13 protein-coding genes are annotated in these 16,987 nt (G+C 45.5%); 8 read left to right on the forward strand and 5 right to left on the reverse strand.

The window, feature by feature from the left end; genetic code table 11:
* The first annotated feature begins 285 nt into the window (after positions 1 to 285).
* On the forward strand, positions 286 to 4,734 hold the full coding sequence (locus IEX98_RS14505) for an S-layer homology domain-containing protein (protein ID WP_229692219.1): 4,449 nt from the start codon (positions 286 to 288) through the stop codon (positions 4,732 to 4,734).
* Positions 4,735 to 4,739: 5 nt separating this feature from the next.
* Here IEX98_RS14505 and IEX98_RS14510 read toward each other — a convergent pair whose 3' ends face one another.
* A complete protein-coding gene (locus tag IEX98_RS14510; protein WP_188889932.1) occupies positions 4,740 to 4,922 on the reverse strand; it encodes a hypothetical protein in 183 nt (60 codons plus the stop codon).
* A 94-nt stretch (positions 4,923 to 5,016) separates the two neighbouring features.
* On the opposite strand from IEX98_RS14510, the gene IEX98_RS14515 reads away from it, so the two are divergent.
* From IEX98_RS14515 to IEX98_RS14525, 3 genes are all read left to right on the forward strand, one after another.
* Positions 5,017 to 7,050 carry a sensor histidine kinase gene (locus tag IEX98_RS14515; RefSeq protein WP_188889933.1) on the forward strand — a complete coding sequence of 678 codons (2,034 nt, stop codon included), beginning with the start codon at positions 5,017 to 5,019 and terminating at the stop codon, positions 7,048 to 7,050.
* 146 nt (positions 7,051 to 7,196) lie between these two features.
* A complete protein-coding gene (locus tag IEX98_RS14520) occupies positions 7,197 to 7,898 on the forward strand; it encodes a response regulator transcription factor (protein ID WP_188889934.1) in 702 nt (233 codons plus the stop codon).
* A gap of 73 nt (positions 7,899 to 7,971) precedes the next feature.
* Positions 7,972 to 8,382, forward strand: a complete 411-nt coding sequence (locus IEX98_RS14525) for a hypothetical protein (protein ID WP_188889935.1) — start codon at positions 7,972 to 7,974, stop codon at positions 8,380 to 8,382.
* A 357-nt stretch (positions 8,383 to 8,739) separates the two neighbouring features.
* Here the strand turns inward: IEX98_RS14525 and IEX98_RS29550 are convergent, their stop codons facing one another.
* Entirely contained in the window at positions 8,740 to 8,874 is a 135-nt protein-coding gene (locus IEX98_RS29550) for a hypothetical protein (protein ID WP_374705349.1), read from the reverse strand.
* Between the two features lie 335 nt (positions 8,875 to 9,209).
* On the opposite strand from IEX98_RS29550, the gene IEX98_RS14530 reads away from it, so the two are divergent.
* A complete protein-coding gene (locus IEX98_RS14530; RefSeq protein ID WP_188889936.1) occupies positions 9,210 to 10,472 on the forward strand; it encodes an MFS transporter in 1,263 nt (420 codons plus the stop codon).
* 210 nt (positions 10,473 to 10,682) lie between these two features.
* Here the strand turns inward: IEX98_RS14530 and IEX98_RS14535 are convergent, their stop codons facing one another.
* Positions 10,683 to 11,651 (reverse strand): helix-turn-helix transcriptional regulator, encoded by a 969-nt coding sequence (locus IEX98_RS14535; RefSeq protein ID WP_188889937.1) that lies wholly within the window; start codon positions 11,649 to 11,651, stop codon positions 10,683 to 10,685.
* A 163-nt stretch (positions 11,652 to 11,814) separates the two neighbouring features.
* Between IEX98_RS14535 and IEX98_RS14540 the strand changes: the two genes are divergently transcribed.
* From IEX98_RS14540 to IEX98_RS14550, 3 genes are all read left to right on the forward strand, one after another.
* Positions 11,815 to 12,237 (forward strand): DoxX family protein, encoded by a 423-nt coding sequence (locus IEX98_RS14540; protein WP_188889938.1) that lies wholly within the window; start codon positions 11,815 to 11,817, stop codon positions 12,235 to 12,237.
* Positions 12,238 to 12,441: 204 nt separating this feature from the next.
* On the forward strand, positions 12,442 to 12,921 hold the full coding sequence (locus IEX98_RS14545) for a GyrI-like domain-containing protein (RefSeq protein WP_188889939.1): 480 nt from the start codon (positions 12,442 to 12,444) through the stop codon (positions 12,919 to 12,921).
* A 26-nt stretch (positions 12,922 to 12,947) separates the two neighbouring features.
* Positions 12,948 to 13,412, forward strand: a complete 465-nt coding sequence (locus IEX98_RS14550) for a phage tail protein (protein ID WP_188889940.1) — start codon at positions 12,948 to 12,950, stop codon at positions 13,410 to 13,412.
* Between the two features lie 82 nt (positions 13,413 to 13,494).
* On the opposite strand, the gene IEX98_RS14555 is transcribed toward IEX98_RS14550, so the two are convergent.
* Both IEX98_RS14555 and IEX98_RS14560 read right to left on the reverse strand, forming a co-directional pair.
* Positions 13,495 to 15,240, reverse strand: coding sequence for a cache domain-containing sensor histidine kinase (locus IEX98_RS14555; protein ID WP_188889941.1), 1,746 nt, complete (start codon positions 15,238 to 15,240; stop codon positions 13,495 to 13,497).
* The gene (locus tag IEX98_RS14560) at positions 15,237 to 16,820 is read right to left on the reverse strand and encodes a response regulator (RefSeq protein ID WP_188889942.1); all 1,584 of its coding nucleotides are present in this window, start codon (positions 16,818 to 16,820) and stop codon (positions 15,237 to 15,239) included. Before IEX98_RS14560 ends, IEX98_RS14555 begins: the two co-directional genes overlap by 4 nt.
* Between the last annotated feature and the right edge of the window lie 167 nt (positions 16,821 to 16,987).

Genomic DNA, 16,987 nt, shown 5'->3' on the forward strand with positions numbered 1-16,987 from the left:
AGCTTCACTCGCGGAAAGCGAAATCTGGGGTATTCCTTTCGCTATGATCAATTTGAGATCGGTCGGAAGAGACTGCCAGCTTTACGCAGTCTCTTTTTTTGCATCTCTTAATCTACTCTTAAACTGAAGCTGATACTATTCGCATAGTGCCCCTATTATGTCTGACGGGCACATTATGATTGTGGAGGACGAAAGCATCAGATCTATTTAAATACTTGAATTATATTAATTGTTATTTTCTATTTATTTAACAAAGGAGAGATAGGAGTGCATAATATTTTGGGAATGGTAAAACAGAAAAAGATATTCACGGTCGTCCTCGCTTTGGCAGTATTCATCAACGTTTATTCGGGCGTCGCTAAAGCTCAGGGTACGGCCACATTGAAGATTTCAGCAAATTCCATGGATTCAACTTTTGGGGAGGATGTAACCTTTAACGTCACTGCACTCGATCCGGTAATCGGTGGAATGACCCCCAGCGGGACAATCACCTTCAGGGATGGTAATCAGGACCTTACGACAGTTGGATTAACTACGGCTGAACCAGTGATTACGACAACGAACTGTGGCTCTGCTTGTCCCGTTATTCAATGGGGGGCATACACCTACCGGGCATACAGTTTTGGGGATAATCGCATTGCGATGAACATTATTACTTACGACGCTTCCGGCAATATTGTTAACCAACTGGAAAAGGCAGGAGCGCGTTATTTATCGAACATTACGATGGATGCTGTTGCTCAGACTTTCACCTTCTGGGGTCAAGATGACATGACGATTACGGTGGGATGGGGAGAGCTCCTAAGCGCCTCGTCCAGCGCCAGCTTTAAGACATCCGCTCTGGCGATCGGTATGCACGCCATTACCGCTGCCTTTCCAGGGGACGACGCTCATGCCGCAAGCGAAGCGACCACTACGTTTACCGTACACCCTAGGTATACCGTGGTGTATAACGGCAACAGCAGCACTGGAGGAGAGGTGCCCGCTAACAGCGGCTCATATAAGGGCATTAAGGTGTCGATTTCTGGAAACAACGGAAATCTGGTGAAGACAGGCTACACTTTCGCAGGCTGGAACACGCAGGCGGATGGACATGGAGTGGATTATAAAGCAGACGCTGAAGGCGTGATCACGTCCGATGTGACGCTGTACGCGAAATGGAGGAAGACTTTAGACGTTGGAACAGGTACTGCAAGTGATCCTTATCAGATTACAACTGGTGAGGAGTTGGATACGGTCAGGAATTATTTGGGTTCGAATCTGTATTTCAAGCTGACGGCAGATATTGATTTGAGCAGCTATGGCCAAGGATGGTTACCGATTGGGGGTTCTAGCGGCCGATTTCAGGGGCATATGGACGGCAATGGACACAAGATCACAGGCTTGACGATTAATAGACCTAATGATAATTTTTCAGGGTTGTTTGGTTATATAGACTATGATGCAAGTGTTTCCAATATGATTCTGGAAAATGTAAATGTTACAGGCAAACAATATGTAGGCGGCTTGGTAGGCCGTATCGATGGCGGTGAGATAAGCAACAGCTATGTATCAGGAAGTGTAACAGGAACAAGCGCCAGTGTAGGCGGTTTGATTGGCTACAATTACTATGGAACGGTTAATAACAGCTTCGCAAAAGCAAATGTAACAGGAAGCAGTACCAATGTAGGCGGTTTGGTTGGAGCCAATTTCGGAGAGATCAGCTACGGCTATGCAGCAGGAAACGTAACAGGAACCGGCACCAATGTAGGCGGCTTGATTGGCACCAACAGCGGAACGATCAGCTACAGCTATGCAGCAGGAAGTGTAACGGGAAGCGGCACCAAAGTAGGCGGTTTGATTGGCAACAATAGTAGTGGAACGATCAGCTACAGCTTCTACGACTCGGGTACAACAGGTCAATCGGATACAGGCAAAGGCGTTGGCCGATCGACCACGGAGATGAAGACGCAAAGCACTTATGCAGATTCAAACTGGGACTTCACAAGCATTTGGGGGATAAGTCCATCGCGCAATAACGGATATCCCTATTTGCAGGCAATACAAAAGTTTGTGACTTATGACGGGAACGGAAACACAGGCGGGAGTGTGCAGACTGACAGCAAGTCGTATTCGCAAGGCGAAACAGTCATCGTTTATAGCAATACGGCAGCTTTACTCAAGACTCACTATACGTTTGCAGGTTGGAATACGCAGGCGGATGGAACCGGAACAGATTATGCTCCAGGTGCTTATTTCAGCATGGGCATGTCCGATGTGACGTTATATGCCAAATGGATATTGACCCCTACATTCAAAGTGACATATAACGGCAACGGCAGTACGGGAGGAAGCGTACCGACGGACAGTGGCTCGTATGAGCAGGGCGATACGGTGTCGGTATCCGGGAACAACGGAAATCTGGTGAAGACTCACTATACGTTTGCAGGCTGGAATACGCAGGCGGATGGAATCGGAACAGATTATGCTTCAGGCGCCTCATTCAGCATGGGCTCGTCCGATGTGACGCTATATGCAAAATGGATATTGAACCCTACATTCACGGTGACATATAGCGGCAACGGCAGTACGGGAGGAAGCGTACCGACCGATAGCGGCTCGTATGAGCAGGGCGTTTCGGTATCGGTATCCGGCAACAACTGGAATCTGGTGAAGACGGGATATACTTTTGCAGGTTGGAATACAGCGGCGGACGGCAGCGGCATTAGCTATACCAGTGGGGCGAATTTGTTTATAGGCACTCAGAATGTTAGCTTGTACGCACAATGGCTGTCAGCGAACACATTATTGTCCGGCTTGTCAACGGATCATGGAACAATTCATTTTTTACCATCTCAGACGAATTATGTTGTACGAGTTGAGAATTCGGTTTCTACTCTTAACCTTTTTCTGAGTAAAGGGGATCCCAACCAAGCTCTAACGGTTACGGGGGCGAATTACAATTCGGTAACGGAAAATGTATATGGCTACAGTGCATCAAGCTTGTTTGTCGGACATAACCCGATTCGGATTACCGTGACGGCGCCAGACGGCTCAAACACGACATACGTGGTCACAATTGCCCGAGAAGGTATCATAGGAGAGCCGATGCAATTAGACCCTTCGGTTCGTACGCTTACGTACCCGGGCGGGCTCGCAATTAAGCTGCCTGACGGACTGGTGATTCCCGAAGGGGCAACATTGACGGTACAAGATTCGAACGCCACGCCCTCCGGGGAGGTTAAACTCGCTAGAGCAGGACAAGTTATGGAATTTCAATTTGAAGGCATGACCATTACTCAACCTGTACAGATTACACTCGGGTATGACGCTAGTTTAGATAGGAGTAAGCTCGCTGTTTATTATTACAACGTGTCTACTGGCAAGTGGGAATATAATCCCTCCCGAGTAACGGACAACGGCATCGAGACGACAGTCAGCCATTTCTCCACACTCGGAGTGCTGGCGGACATGACCGCACCGGACCAGGTAACAATCACATCGGGCGCAAAAACGACAAACTCGATTACACTTCATCTTGCTGCGAACGATGATTCGGGTGTGGCCAAATATATGATTTACCGTGACGGGACGCTCATTGTAGAAACGGCTGAAAGTACGTATGTCGATACCGGGCTTTCTGCTTCGAAGCTGTATATTTATACGGCTAAGGCTGTTGATATGTTGGGAAACATTTCGAATGCCAGCGAAAGCATGTCGGTTGCAACGAACGGTAATGGCGGCTCATACACGCCAACTTCGCCAACGAGTGACCCCAAGGTCACCTCTACAGATGGTCATTTAACGCTTCCCGCAGGCAAAGCGGGAGAGGTTAGCCAAGGCGATGAGATCAAGATCGTCATTCCTGCTAACGCTACAGGCAAAGAGTTAAAATTAACGATCGATAAAGTCTCGGATGTACAGACGTTGATTACAAATAAGGATATTCTGCTTAGCCCGATATTTGAAATTCTAAAAAACTTCGTGGAGAACTTCGACAAATCTGTCACGCTCTCTTTCAAATTTGATCTAAATAGCTTGAAGGGCAATGAGAAGGCGGTCGTCTTCTATTATGACGAAGTGAAGAAGGAATGGGTGAAGGTCGGCGGTACTGTGAGCGGTAATTACATTACCGTAGAGGTTAATCACTTCACCAAATACGCTGTATTTGCGGTAGCCAATGCTGCCCCTCCGACAACGGACGAATTAACGAAAGTGAGCTTCAGCGATATTGCCGCACATTGGGCGGAAGCCAGTATTAAGCAAGCGGTAAGCGCGGGCATCGTTAAGGGCTATCCGGACAATACGTTCAAGCCGGGTCGCACCGTGACGCGCGCGGAATTTGCGGTCATGCTGATGAATGCGCTCAAACCGCAAGGAGATGGAGCGGCGCTGACGTTCACCGACAAGGAGAAGATTGGCTCCTGGGCGCAGAAATCCATTGCGCAGGCAGTGTACGCGGGTATTATTAGTGGTTATGAGGACGGCTCCTTCCACCCGAATGCGGAAATCACTCGTGCAGAAATGGCTGCGATGATTGCAAAGGCCTTGGGCCTGACTGGCGGAACAACTGAGACACCTGGCTTTGCAGATGATAAAGACATTCCGGACTGGGCGAAAGGCGCTGTGGCCACTATAAAAAATCTGGGTATTATTGAAGGCAAAGGCGCGAACCAATTTGCTCCTGGAGATAAAATGACAAGAGCAGAGGCGGTAACGGTGCTCTTAAAAATGCTGGAACAAAAAAGCAAGTAAAGAATCTAGACCAAGGCTGTTTTGAAGTCAAATTCAAAGCAGCCTTGTTTTGTAGAACTGATAACCCGGATTCCCCGCTGCCGAGAGGGATAACCCGGACTGCCTTGGCAATCGACAGCGATGTTGCTCAACTTGGCGGCCAATGCGTCGCGTTGCGTCCTTGCTGATGGTAATACGGTATCAATCATAATGAACCTCCCAGCTATGTGGATTTGAATGCAGAGACAGGTTAAACTGAGGACAACAAGCCTAGGATATGCCAAAGGAGACAAGATCAATATTGTGAGCCAATCGAATAGATTACACATCATAAGGCTTATCCTTGTGCTGCTTACCGCTGGCCTCATTCTTCAAGCTAACCCGGTGCAGGCAAGCTCGCATGAGAATCAAAATCAGGCATCGAGGATCGCTTGGGAAGCCTACTATTTCGGAAATATGACTAAGGGACAGTTGCCTTCCGAATGGCATCCATTCTCCCAGATGGATTCGGATCGGAATGGCGCTCATCCAGGCAACGAGCTTTGGCTAAAAGCTAATCTTTCAAAAAAAGGGATTTCACCGGGGCAGCTTCTGGTTTATTCCTATCTAGTTAAGGATTTTGAGATTGCCTTATTTCTGGACGGCCAGCCTGTCTTCAAGTCAGAGAAGCTCCTACCATCGGGATTTATTTCTTGGAGAATCATTTCGTATGAGAATATAACGGGTCATGAAGATCAAGTACTGGTGGCTCGCATTTCCCCTCATCAAAATTTGGAAGGTTTCGAGGTATGGTCGGGAACCTCATCGTCTTTAGCGCTTAAGCTGCTGCGAACGGAAGCGCCGATGTGGGCTGGGGCAATTGTGCTATCGCTGTTAAGCGCGGTATCTTTACTATTGTATTTTTTTAATCGCAGCCAAACGCTTTTTATTTATTTTGCCGTTTTTTTGGCGAGTTTTGCTATAGATTTAACCGTCATGTGGGGAGGCTGGCAGTTTGCTTTTCGACCAGAAGCTCTATGGGTCTGGGGATCGCTCATTCACTTTAATTGGTATATCGGATATGCCAGCGGGATTTTGATCACGTATGCGATTGTTGGTGGTAAAGGCAGCAAGTGGATTCGTAATCTTGGTTACGCGGTGTTAGTCTATGCCTTTGTTTCGGTTGCGGGTTGGCTGTTGTTCGGTGAACAAGCGCAGCTGCTATTTTATCGGCTTTTTTACGATTATGTTTCGACATGTCTGTTACTTGCATTAATAGTTGTCCTTTTTCTTGCTCTTAAACGACGAAGAAATTCGGAAATCATGGTGTTTGCAATCGGAAATGCCTTTTTTGTTGGAGGGCTTGTACTTGGTCGGGCGGTGAGCGGGCAATTCGGACTCTTTCCTACGACGCGGACCTTGTTGACGTCGCATCACGCGCTTGCCCAGATCAGCTGGACCTTTCTTGGCTTCGGCGGGGTAGTCATCTGTTCCGGGATAATCATGGGCATGCGGCTTATGCGTATGGCACAGTTACGTTCAACGAACAAGGAGCTGGCGAAGGTAAATGGCGAGCTCATAATAGCCAATGAAAAGCTATCCCACATCGATCAGATTCGCAGCAATATGTATTCCGAAGTAAGTCATGAGCTCAACACGCCGATTACAGCAATTAAAGGGTATGTCCAGTTAATGCTGAATGGTACGATTCCGGCGGGAGAAACCCGCTATCTTCAGGTCATTCATGATAAATCGCTGGTGATGGAGCGGATGATCGACGATATGCTGGAAATCGTCCGGCTTGAAAATAAACATATTCAGTTCGAATACGAGCTTGTTCCGTTTGGGGCTTTATTCGCAAGGCTGTGTTCGAAGGTGCAGATGGACATGCTGGAGCAGGGCTTTACCTTCTTCTGGGTTCCGATGCCAGAGCCTTATTGGCCTGATCGATTTACGGCCATTTACGCCGATCCGATGCGCGTGGAGCAAGTGTTTGCTAACTTGCTGTCGAATGCGCGGAAGTTTACAGCTCCGGGAGGTACGATTCGCATCGAGGCGACAATGGAGGAACTCGGGGCTCAGCCTTCCGCCATTACCATTCGGATAATCGACAGTGGGTGCGGGATAGAAGAGGGGGAGCGGGAGTCTATTTTCGAGCGCTATTACCGGGGGAAAGGCGCTAAGACAGGAGCGATTACGGGAACGGGGCTGGGACTGCCGATATGTCGAGAAATTATGAACGCTCATGGCGGCGAGGTCGGACTTGAAGGTTCATCTACTCAAGGAAGCACGTTTTATATCCGTTTTCCGTTGCGTTATGCACATGTAAGGGAGATGGAGCCAGAGGAGACCGCGTAAGGGCCGGAGCCTCCTTTTTTTCATTCTCTTAATCTACTATTAAACTGGTGTAGCGAGGATGTAAATTGTGCTGCGTCATTTTCAGAGGGAATACCACAATAAAAGTCGGATGAAGTCGATATCGGAATGAAAGGTAGGTGCTTAAAATGTCTGACGGGCACATCATGATCGTTGAGGATGAACGGGATATTCGGGAGCTGCTGCGGTTGTGCGTGGAGGGCAGCGGATTTCGCGTGACGACAGCTGGAAGCGTGAGAGAAGCACAAGCTTTACTGGGCAATGAATTGCCAAATCTGGCTCTGCTGGATATTAACCTTCCGGACGGAGACGGGATGAGCCTGTGCGCTGAAATTCGCAACCGTTCGGATATTCCCGTCATTCTAATTACTTGCAGGAAGGAAGGCGGCGATATCGTAGCCGGCTTGGAGGGTGGGGCGAACGATTATATTGTGAAGCCATTCGATGTCGATGTCGTAATCGCACGTATTCGGACACAGTTGCGCAGCTACGCTTATTGGAAGCAGTCAAATTATAAAAATAGATTGCGTAATCAGGAATTGAGCATCGATCTGGATAGCTGCGAAGTGATGGTTGGCGGAGAGACGGTAGGACTATCGGCTAAGGAACGGCAGCTTCTCTTATTTTTGGCCGATCACCCAAATCAAGTGTTCAGCGCAAGCTTGCTATACGACAGAATTTGGGGGCTGGAAGGAACAAGCGAGGAGAACACGGTAAGCGTTCATATTCGCTATTTACGTAAAAAAATCGAGGTCAATCCTTCGGAACCCAAATATATTCAAACGGTTCGCGGCTTTGGCTACAAGTTTTGTTGGGTGGAAGATTACTAATCTGGAGGCAGAGCAGTGAAACCGCCAATTGTCAGTTCAAGGCCTTACCAGTGGATTACGGAGGTGAATAATAATGGACAGCCAATTAGTTGATCCCTACGAGTTACAGTTACGCAAAGCGCTTAACAAAGTACTACCGGATGCCTATGAAAGTCTAAAAACCCTCGACCAAATGCCAAGTGAAATTGGAATGAACTTGCTGGGGGTTCTTGTTAATTATGCTTGTGAGAGTCAGAACATAACTGTAATTACTTTAGCAAGAGATAGTATGAAGAAAATACCACTCAAGTGGTTGACACAATACTATCCTGAAGTTGTTAATAGAAGTATTGATTGGGCGGATGAATGGCAATACATTAGATTACTAGAAGTGACACGAGAGGTAGTTCCAGAATTATTAAAAGTATTTATTGATCGAGGATTATTCTCAGAAAATGATGAAATTCGTGAAACAGCAGAGTATTTTAGGAGCAAGCAGAACTGAAGCTGAATGCATAGTACATTTGAACCATTAGGCTAACACCTGCATCTAGATCACTTAGATAAGGTTTAAAAAAATCAATTCGCTGAACTAACGGGTACGATAGATAAATCAAGTTTGCAAAGGCCGCCGATTTACTTCGGTGGCCTTCAGTACATGTTATGAAGGCTTAATTTTTGCCCTTGTTTCGCTCTAAAAGGTGATAACTATGCGCCGTGACAGCTCCTTTCGTATTTTTCGCCGATAGCCCCGTTAAGCTGAGCCTTATCATAAATAGGGCGAAAAATTTTGTTGTGACAAGAATGCTGTTCTAAATATAGAAGCTTACTCAAAAGCCCTCCATCACTCTGAGGGCTTTTATTATGGTAACGTACATTTAGTTTCGGATATGATTTTCTTTAGGGATTCCTGCGTGTCTATTAGGGCTTGCTTGGCTCTTTCGCGTAAGCCTGGGTGACTGTCGTCGCTATCAATAGCTGTGTTGAGAGCGGGCAACCCCCGATGAAGGGCGGCGCTTCCACTACTTTCGCGTATACGCTCAAATATGCCAGCAGCTTGCCAGAGGCCATTTCTTGTTGACTGACATGGTCAGCATAGCTAAAAGCTTCATTTGCAATTTCGTCTTTACTGGAAAAATGGCGGTAGATGCCGCCTTATTTGATACCTGTCAACTCTGTTGTATCGGATAAGGATGAACCCGAATACCCCTTCAATTGTATTTGTACACGTAGTAAATCAAATGAATTTCCACTCTTGCAAAACAATGCATCTATGTTAATATTAAAGATACCTATCGGTATCTTTTTTTGTGGTGACAAGGGGGGACAAGAGTGAGTGCGACATGGTTTAAGGAATCCAGGCATGCTTGGGTTGGGTTGGGGGCTCTCTGGATTATTGGATTTATTGGTGCATTGACCCGATTTAGCATGGCATTTTTTCAGGTGCAAATATCGGCAGATTTACTGATTAGCAGGGGATTTATTTCAACGGCATGGTCAACGAATTTATTAATAACAGCTATATGCGCGCCCTTGGGAGGTTGGCTTGCCGATCGTTACGGCACAAAGAAGGTGCTTTTTTTAAGTGCAATCATGAGTACTATGGGCACTGGCGTTGTCTTATTAGGGAACGATCCTATCGTCTTTTTTATTGGATATGGCGTTATCTCTGGGTTAGCTGGCATTGGGGCAACGACGAGCTATATATTGATGTTAGAATGGTTTAGGCATCACCGAGCTAAAGCAATGTCACTGTTGGCGAGCGCATCCTCTCTAGGGTTAGCGATTATTACGCCAATTTTCGTATCTGTTGGTTGGCTGACTTGGAAGGATGCCTTTATAGCTTCTTTTGCCCTAGGCATTTTTGTGACATTTCCAGTAATTTGGATGGGAATCAAGAGCCTGCAACAGAAAGATATGGAGAAACCCCAATCGGATCATCCAATAGAAGTTGATGGGCCTGATACGCCCCTTACAATAACTCCATTCTCCAAGAAATTCATTCATCTTCCAATCTTTGTTATGGTCGCAATTGCGCTTTTTACCTGCGGAGTCAATATGGGTTCCATCGAAATGAATTTAGTAGCCATACATCAGCTGGCCGATGTGTCACCAAGCATGATCGCCCTATCCATGAGTATACTTGGCATTATGGAAATTACGGGGGCACTCATTTGCGGCTATTTTCTGGACCGATACAATAAATTAATGCTAATGTCTGTTTTGTATGGCATACGTATAATGGGCTTTGCTTTCCTCTTTATGCACTTGGGAAGTTCACCTATTGTTTTTGCAATAGCGTTCGGAATTACATACTTAAGCGCAGTGCCGGGGGGGATCCTTGTCATCAATGAATTTGCAAACGGAAAAGGAAAACATACCGGGATATTACTATTCTTCCACCAGGGCGGTGGCATTGCGGGTGCATTAATCGGAGGCTTTTCCTTCGATTATTTCCGAAATTATCAGAATTTGATCCTTGTTGACATCATAATATGTATCCTTGTCACGCTGGGATACTTCGTATTATTTATGACACATAGAAGGGGCCTTAGAATTCAGAATAAGAAGAATGCAGTAAGCGGGGCACTTTAACTTAGACAAGCTCTCTACCTAAAAAGGGAAGAGCTTGCCATCGCTTTATGCTGATGCAGGATCTTGTCACGTTAGCTCAAGGGGCAATCATTTAGGTGCCCCTATTTTATTTGAAAAACACCTCGTGGAGTGCGAAATGTTATCTTTGAAAAATCGAATTATGCGATCGCAGTATCTTTAATGAGCGTTACAGTCTTTCGTTAGCTAGGGTCAATCACTTGTTCTCCACACATCTACTCTTCCCTGAAATCCCTCTACAACTTCCTTTGGAATTTCCCTGATCTTGATATCTCCACCTAAGAAAAGCAGCCAATTTGTTATTTCGTTCAATTCATTGGGATGATGAACATTGATAAACGTCTTTAGAATAGCCGTAGTTTGATAAGGATTCGTATATGAAATGGTAATTTTTAAAGGATGGTACTTTTTGAATTGAGCAATCGCCTTGGGACCGAGTTCGAGGACCAGGTTGATTGCTTCTTCCTGTTTCTTTAGTTGTTCTACAATCTTCTTCTTGCTTATTCTTTTTTTCCCCGAGTATGGTTTGACATCGGTGAGATTGTCGACAGGGATAATTCGCCATTTCCCTTCCTCTAGGTCCAAGCCCTCAATTTGCCAAGAGCTTTTTTCACGATATAGGCGCATGAGATAGATGGAATAAATCTTTATTTCTCTTCCTTCTTCGACGGAAACCACTAAGTAGCAGTCTTTAAGAAGGATCTGGATGAGTTGTTCTAACATCGGATGGGGCAGATCGGATAGGTCAAGCAGGTCAGGATTGTGGGGATTGGTCCCTTCGAAGAGCAGGATTTGATTTAACAGAACAAGATCATCTTGCTGGTTTTGAGAGATGAGACCGAGCAATTTTTCCGCTAAAGAGTGGCGGCTCTTGAGGTAAGGGAGCTGCAGATTGCGTGTTGCCATGAAGGCGATAAAAAGAGCTTTAATCTCATTATCGGTAAAGCGGACCGTGGGCAGGACGGAGTTGTTCATCACAAAGTAGCCCCCGTCCCTCCCGACTTCGGCGACCAGAGGCATTCCCATTGCTTCAATTTCCCTGATGTCTCGAATCGCCGTCGAACGGGAGATGTTAAACTCATGCATGATTTCCGAAATGGTAAAATGGGCGCGGTTGTTGATGTACCGCATGATGATGTTAATCCGTTCTACTTTTTTCATCAGGACCTCTAAACAGTATCATATTTTGACATGATTTATCGTTATTATAAACCCATCAAGTAAAAAAACAAGATCAAATGAAAAAAGGAGCTGGGATGATGGCAGCGTCAGACCAGAAGCATCGGTACCAGAAGCACACAGGGAGATCAAGGGAGGAATTGGAATGAGTATAGTTACCGATAATAAAAAGATCGCGAAGATTGAATCCCGTCCTATCGGAAGGACGGCAGCTTATTGGATCGTCACCATCATTCTCGCATTCTCTATTGCATTAAGCGGGATCGGGCAATTGATGCAATACGGCGGCAATGTCGATTTAGTTAATGATATTGGATTCCCTTTATATTTCACGAACATTCTCGGGACTTGGAAATTGCTTGGAGTCATTGCGATCGTCATACCAGGCTTCCCTCGGCTTAAGGAATGGGCTTATAGCGGTATCTTTTTTCTAATGACAGGTGCGGCCTTATCTCATGTGTTCGCCCATGATTATGGGAACGGCGGATTTCATGTTATTCTTCCGCTTATCTATGCTGCGCTTGGCATCGTCTCCTGGGCGCTGCGCCCGAAAAGCCGCAGATTCTAATGGAAGTGAAATCAACGCCAGCCCATTCCTGAGTCCGATAGACTTTGTCTGCCAAAGACACTAAGATTTAGATAGAGAGCTATAGGAGAGAATAATTGGCTATACGCTAAACAGTATCATGTTTTGACATGATTGAGGCTTATGATAAACCTATCAAGTGAATAAACAAATCAATGCATTTTATTCAAAAAAGGAGCTGGGATCATGGCAACGTATACCTTTGAGGAAAAAGACAGCTTTATCGTTCTGGGAATTGGAACGGAACTGAAAAGCGACTACACGGATTATGCCGGTATCAATAAGGAGAAGGAAAGCTTTTGGCGGTCAGTGGAGCAGGATGGTAGGCTTGATGCGTTAAAGGCGATTGCTGCGAACGATTATATTTTTGCCGTGAACGAAGCGGTCAATCACAAGATGATGTATTATGCTGGCGTGATGACTGATTCATCTGTACCGGAAGAGCACAGAGTGATCCAATTTCCTAAGGGACAATACCTCGTGGTTAAAGGGGAGGGAAAGTCGGCAGATGAGCTGAGCAGCATGCTTACTGGGATTGCCTTTGGTCAAGTATTGCCGGCAGCCGATAATTACGCCTATGTTGGCGGGCCCAATGCAACGGTTGAGATGGGGCAGCGAGATAGCCTCGTATACGGGGAAATGTGGATTCCAGTTGTGGAGAAGTAAACGAAATGAGCAGGAGGAATGAGGAAATGTCCACGATCGTTGACTTTAAAAATGTGTCTGTGGTTGGTCTGGAATCTTCGCCGGTAGCAGAAGCGCTAGCAGGTCTTCGCGCGAATGAAGCCCGTTACTTCATGAACAAATACAAGCACGAATTTACGACCGTACCAGCCGGCGAAAGCCAGGAGACGCTTGATTATGTGAAACGGGTTTTGAAAGAAGAACGTGGTATTGAGTTTGCGGCGCAACCGCTGGAAACGTCGCTTTTTCAAGTTGAAAATATCAAATGGGCTTTCGTCTTTTATGAGGACGGTCTAGCGGTCAACGTCTTGTATACGGTGGATGATCCTAAGAAGCGGGCCGTAGGGTTCAAGCTGTCTGAGGGGATGGAGGTACCTAAGGAGCTGGAAGAGAAATTCAAATTTGCAAGACAGAAGTCCAAGCTGGCAGGGACCATCCGAGGTTCGTTCTTCGTGATTAAAGGAGAATATTGAAGCAAGCAAAATTCAATAATATAGTTGGCGGCCCTAGGGCCGCCATTTTTTTTCGCCAATAGACCAGCTCGAAAAATCACATTTACTCAATATCTTGTTGCAAAGGCAGTATAACGGTAATTTTTGTGCCCAATCCTTCTTGACTATGAATGGTTACCCCGTAGTTTTGTCCGTAAGCAAGCTGCACACGCTCATGAACATTTTTGATTCCATACCCTGCTTTCGATTCTGAGGATAACAGTGTTTCTACTTGCTTGGATGACATTCCGCAACCGTCATCTTCGACTTCAAGTATGAGCGCTGGAGCATCAACATGAACGGATTGGTAAACACGGATTGTGATATTCAGGCAGGTATGATTATCATATATAGCGTGATTAATAGCATTTTCCACAAAAGGCTGCAGCAATAATTTTAACGTTTCATGGGTTAACAAGCTTTCGTCAACTTCCCAGTGCTCCATGAAGCTATCATCAAAGCGCATGTGCTGGATGGCAAAATAGTGTTTCGTAAGGGTGATTTCTTTCTCCAGCGTAATATATTGACGTCCCATATTCAGTGATGTTTGATAAAATCTGGCGAGACGATTAACAATTTCACTCACTTCAACATTGCCTTTTTGAATGGCCAGAGATGAAATGCCCGATAGCGTATTATACAGAAAATGCGGATTGATCTGGCTTTGCCATGCATAGAGCTCCGCATCGCGCTTCGCTAGTTCCTTTATATACAGCTTATCAATCATATCTTTGAGCTGTGTGCTCATTTGGTTGAAAGCTGAGCTTAACTGACCAATTTCATCTCTGCTAGGATCAGCGGGCAAGAGGGTGAAATTTCCTAGCTCGACTTGCGCAGCCTGACGGTTTAATTTACGCAGACGGAGTGATAGATATTTGGCAATGACAATGATCATTAAGATGGATAAGACAAGACTGAAAATCGCGATCACAACAATTTGCATAGCGGTCTGACGAGAGGAACGCATGATTTCGTCAATTGGTGTAAGAGAAACGGTTTTCCAGCCATGATACATGGTATTGTACACCAGCAAATTGGAATCTCCGTTTATAGTGACAACCTCTTTATCGGCGGATAATTCGGGGCCGACGGCTTCGCTGAATGACAGGTTTAAAAGCGATTTATCAGTTGCTGAGATGATTTGGTTTTTTTCATTGAGTAAGTAGACGCTTTTGTTTTGCTCTTCTTTCTCAATTAACCTGTAGAGCAGTTCTTCATAGATACCGATCGTCACCATGCCGTAGGGCTGGTTTTGTGTATTAAAGTTGAGCGTACGCCCTAGATAAATAATGTTTTTTCCTTTTTTGTCCTGAACGATGTTGCTGAACATATTGTTCCCGTAGGTTTGTTGTAATTGAGACAGATACTGAAGCGGCAAATTCTCATGGGTGATATGTTTGAGAAACAGACCATCCTCTGGGAGTGTTGTATTGTGTACATAAAGGGTAATGCTGGCCAGGTTATTGTTCGCAGTCATCAAGTTGTATAGAAGGCCATCGATATATCGGTAGGCTTCGAAGATCGAATAGTCATTTGTGTAGTTTTGCGTAAGGTAAGCTTGTAAGGTTTCATTTGTATAAATCATAGATGAAATCTGGTAAAGGTTGTCCAGATGAGCATTGACGTTACTGCTGATTTGCTGGTTGCTGCTATACATATTTTCATAGGTCAATTCCAGCAGCCGTTGCTCTGTTCGATCATAGAAGAAAACCGTAATGAATATAAGAGGGGTGATCGTTACGGTAAGAAACATGAGCAGTAATTTCTGCAGCAAAGACGAATTGTTGAAAAACCTTTTCAATGTCTTCATGTCCGTGATCCCTTTTTCGCATGTGTACGGTATTGGTTAGGGGTGAGCCCTGTACGTTTGAAAAAGACAGCGCCAAAATAGGAGGGGCTGTCATAGCCGACTCGTTTGGCAATCTCCTGCACTCTAATATTGGTTTCCTGCAGCATGAGGCAAGCATTATCCATGCGGATCTGAGTCACATACTCGAGTAATGTTTTTCCGGTAACATCTTTGAATATCGTCCGGAGATAGTTGGGCGAAAGAAAGATGAGTTCAGCCAGCATATCAATCGAAATAACCTGTTCATAGTTTTTTTGTATAATTGTACATACTTCATTGACAATCTCGATATGCCGATCGACCGGAGATGCCTCCAACTCGTCCATTATAAGGCTCAGAATTTGCCGCATATGTGTTTTCATAGATTGCATGCTTTCCATCAGGGAAAGTCGTCCGAAAAACTTGGAATCCTTATTAATGATGTCTTGCAAATGACGGTTATTTGCCGCAACTGCAGATCGTACTGCATCAAAAATGGAAACGCTTTCTACAAACGCTTGACTAATACTTCCGGGCGGCAAACCGCCATCGTAAAAGTCATGGAGCCATTCTTCAACTTGGTCTCTGCGGTTTTGTTTTACGGCGGCAATCAAATGTTCGGTTTTGGGAAATGGTTCCTGACGCAATGCGGGGTGCGTGTTCTCCCAGTTGTCGTTGATCAGTCCTGTGCCGTGAATCGCAACCAGTTGATTGTGTATTTGCAGCATCTTTGGCCATTGTTTTGAAAAGGAGAGCAGTGATTGCGGGTGGTCGGTCAGGAACAGAGATATCCAGCGCTGCGCACTTGCAGACTGATTCCGCCAATGCGTAAACACGGTACGGTCAGATTCCTTTGTGGCGAAAATCCATTGGCCATCTCGCAGTTTGGTCAGTACACCGCGGGAAAAGCTGGGCAACCCGGCGATGAAAAATTCTAATCGTTCTACAGTTGAAAAATCACCGGAAGGCGCATCGAATGCAAGAGGGTGCTCTGCGAGCAGAGTATATTCGTTTATGCTGATAAAAACAAAGTAAAATGTTTGGTTATCCGCAGGAAGATGCAAATGATGGTTATATACAGCAGTAACTTCGTCCGCTAAGCCAGAGAGCAGATTGCCCCCGATTTGAAGAAGTTCACGCAGGTATTCTCCCGACGTTAATAAGGTGGAGTTGAGTCGGTTTTTCTGCTCTTCACAACGTTGACGAACCTTCCTCATAGTGGCAGCCAGTTCTTCATGGTCAATTGGCTTCAGCAAATAGCCGCAGGCACCATGCTGCAGTGCAGCACAAGCATAATCAAATTCATTGTATCCGCTTAGAAAAACAATTTGAATGTTAGGGAATCGAGTATGAACTTGCTTACAGAGTTCAATGCCGTCCATGACAGGCATTTTAACGTCAGTAATGAGTATATCCGGTTGCAGGGATTCCACTTTTTCCAATGCATCTCGTCCGTTGCTGGCAGTGGCAATAACACGGCAGGACATTTTTTCCCAATCTATATAATTAGCAAGAGTGACTAAAGTGAGCCGTTCGTCATCGACTAAAATTATAGTGTACATAGACCCTCCGCGCATGCTTTTGTCCTTTTCTATTGCACTGTAACTCGTAAAGAAATGATATGTCGTTATAGAAAATGCCCTTACTTAGAACAGAGTATAAGTTTGAATGCAGGTTATGTCAATTGCAAGGAATGGAGTGCCGGATGGCGTCCATCTAACTTCAATTC

Origin of the sequence: Paenibacillus radicis (ex Gao et al. 2016) (assembly GCF_014641555.1) — a bacterium.
GTDB classification, from domain to species: domain Bacteria; phylum Bacillota; class Bacilli; order Paenibacillales; family Paenibacillaceae; genus Pristimantibacillus; species Pristimantibacillus radicis.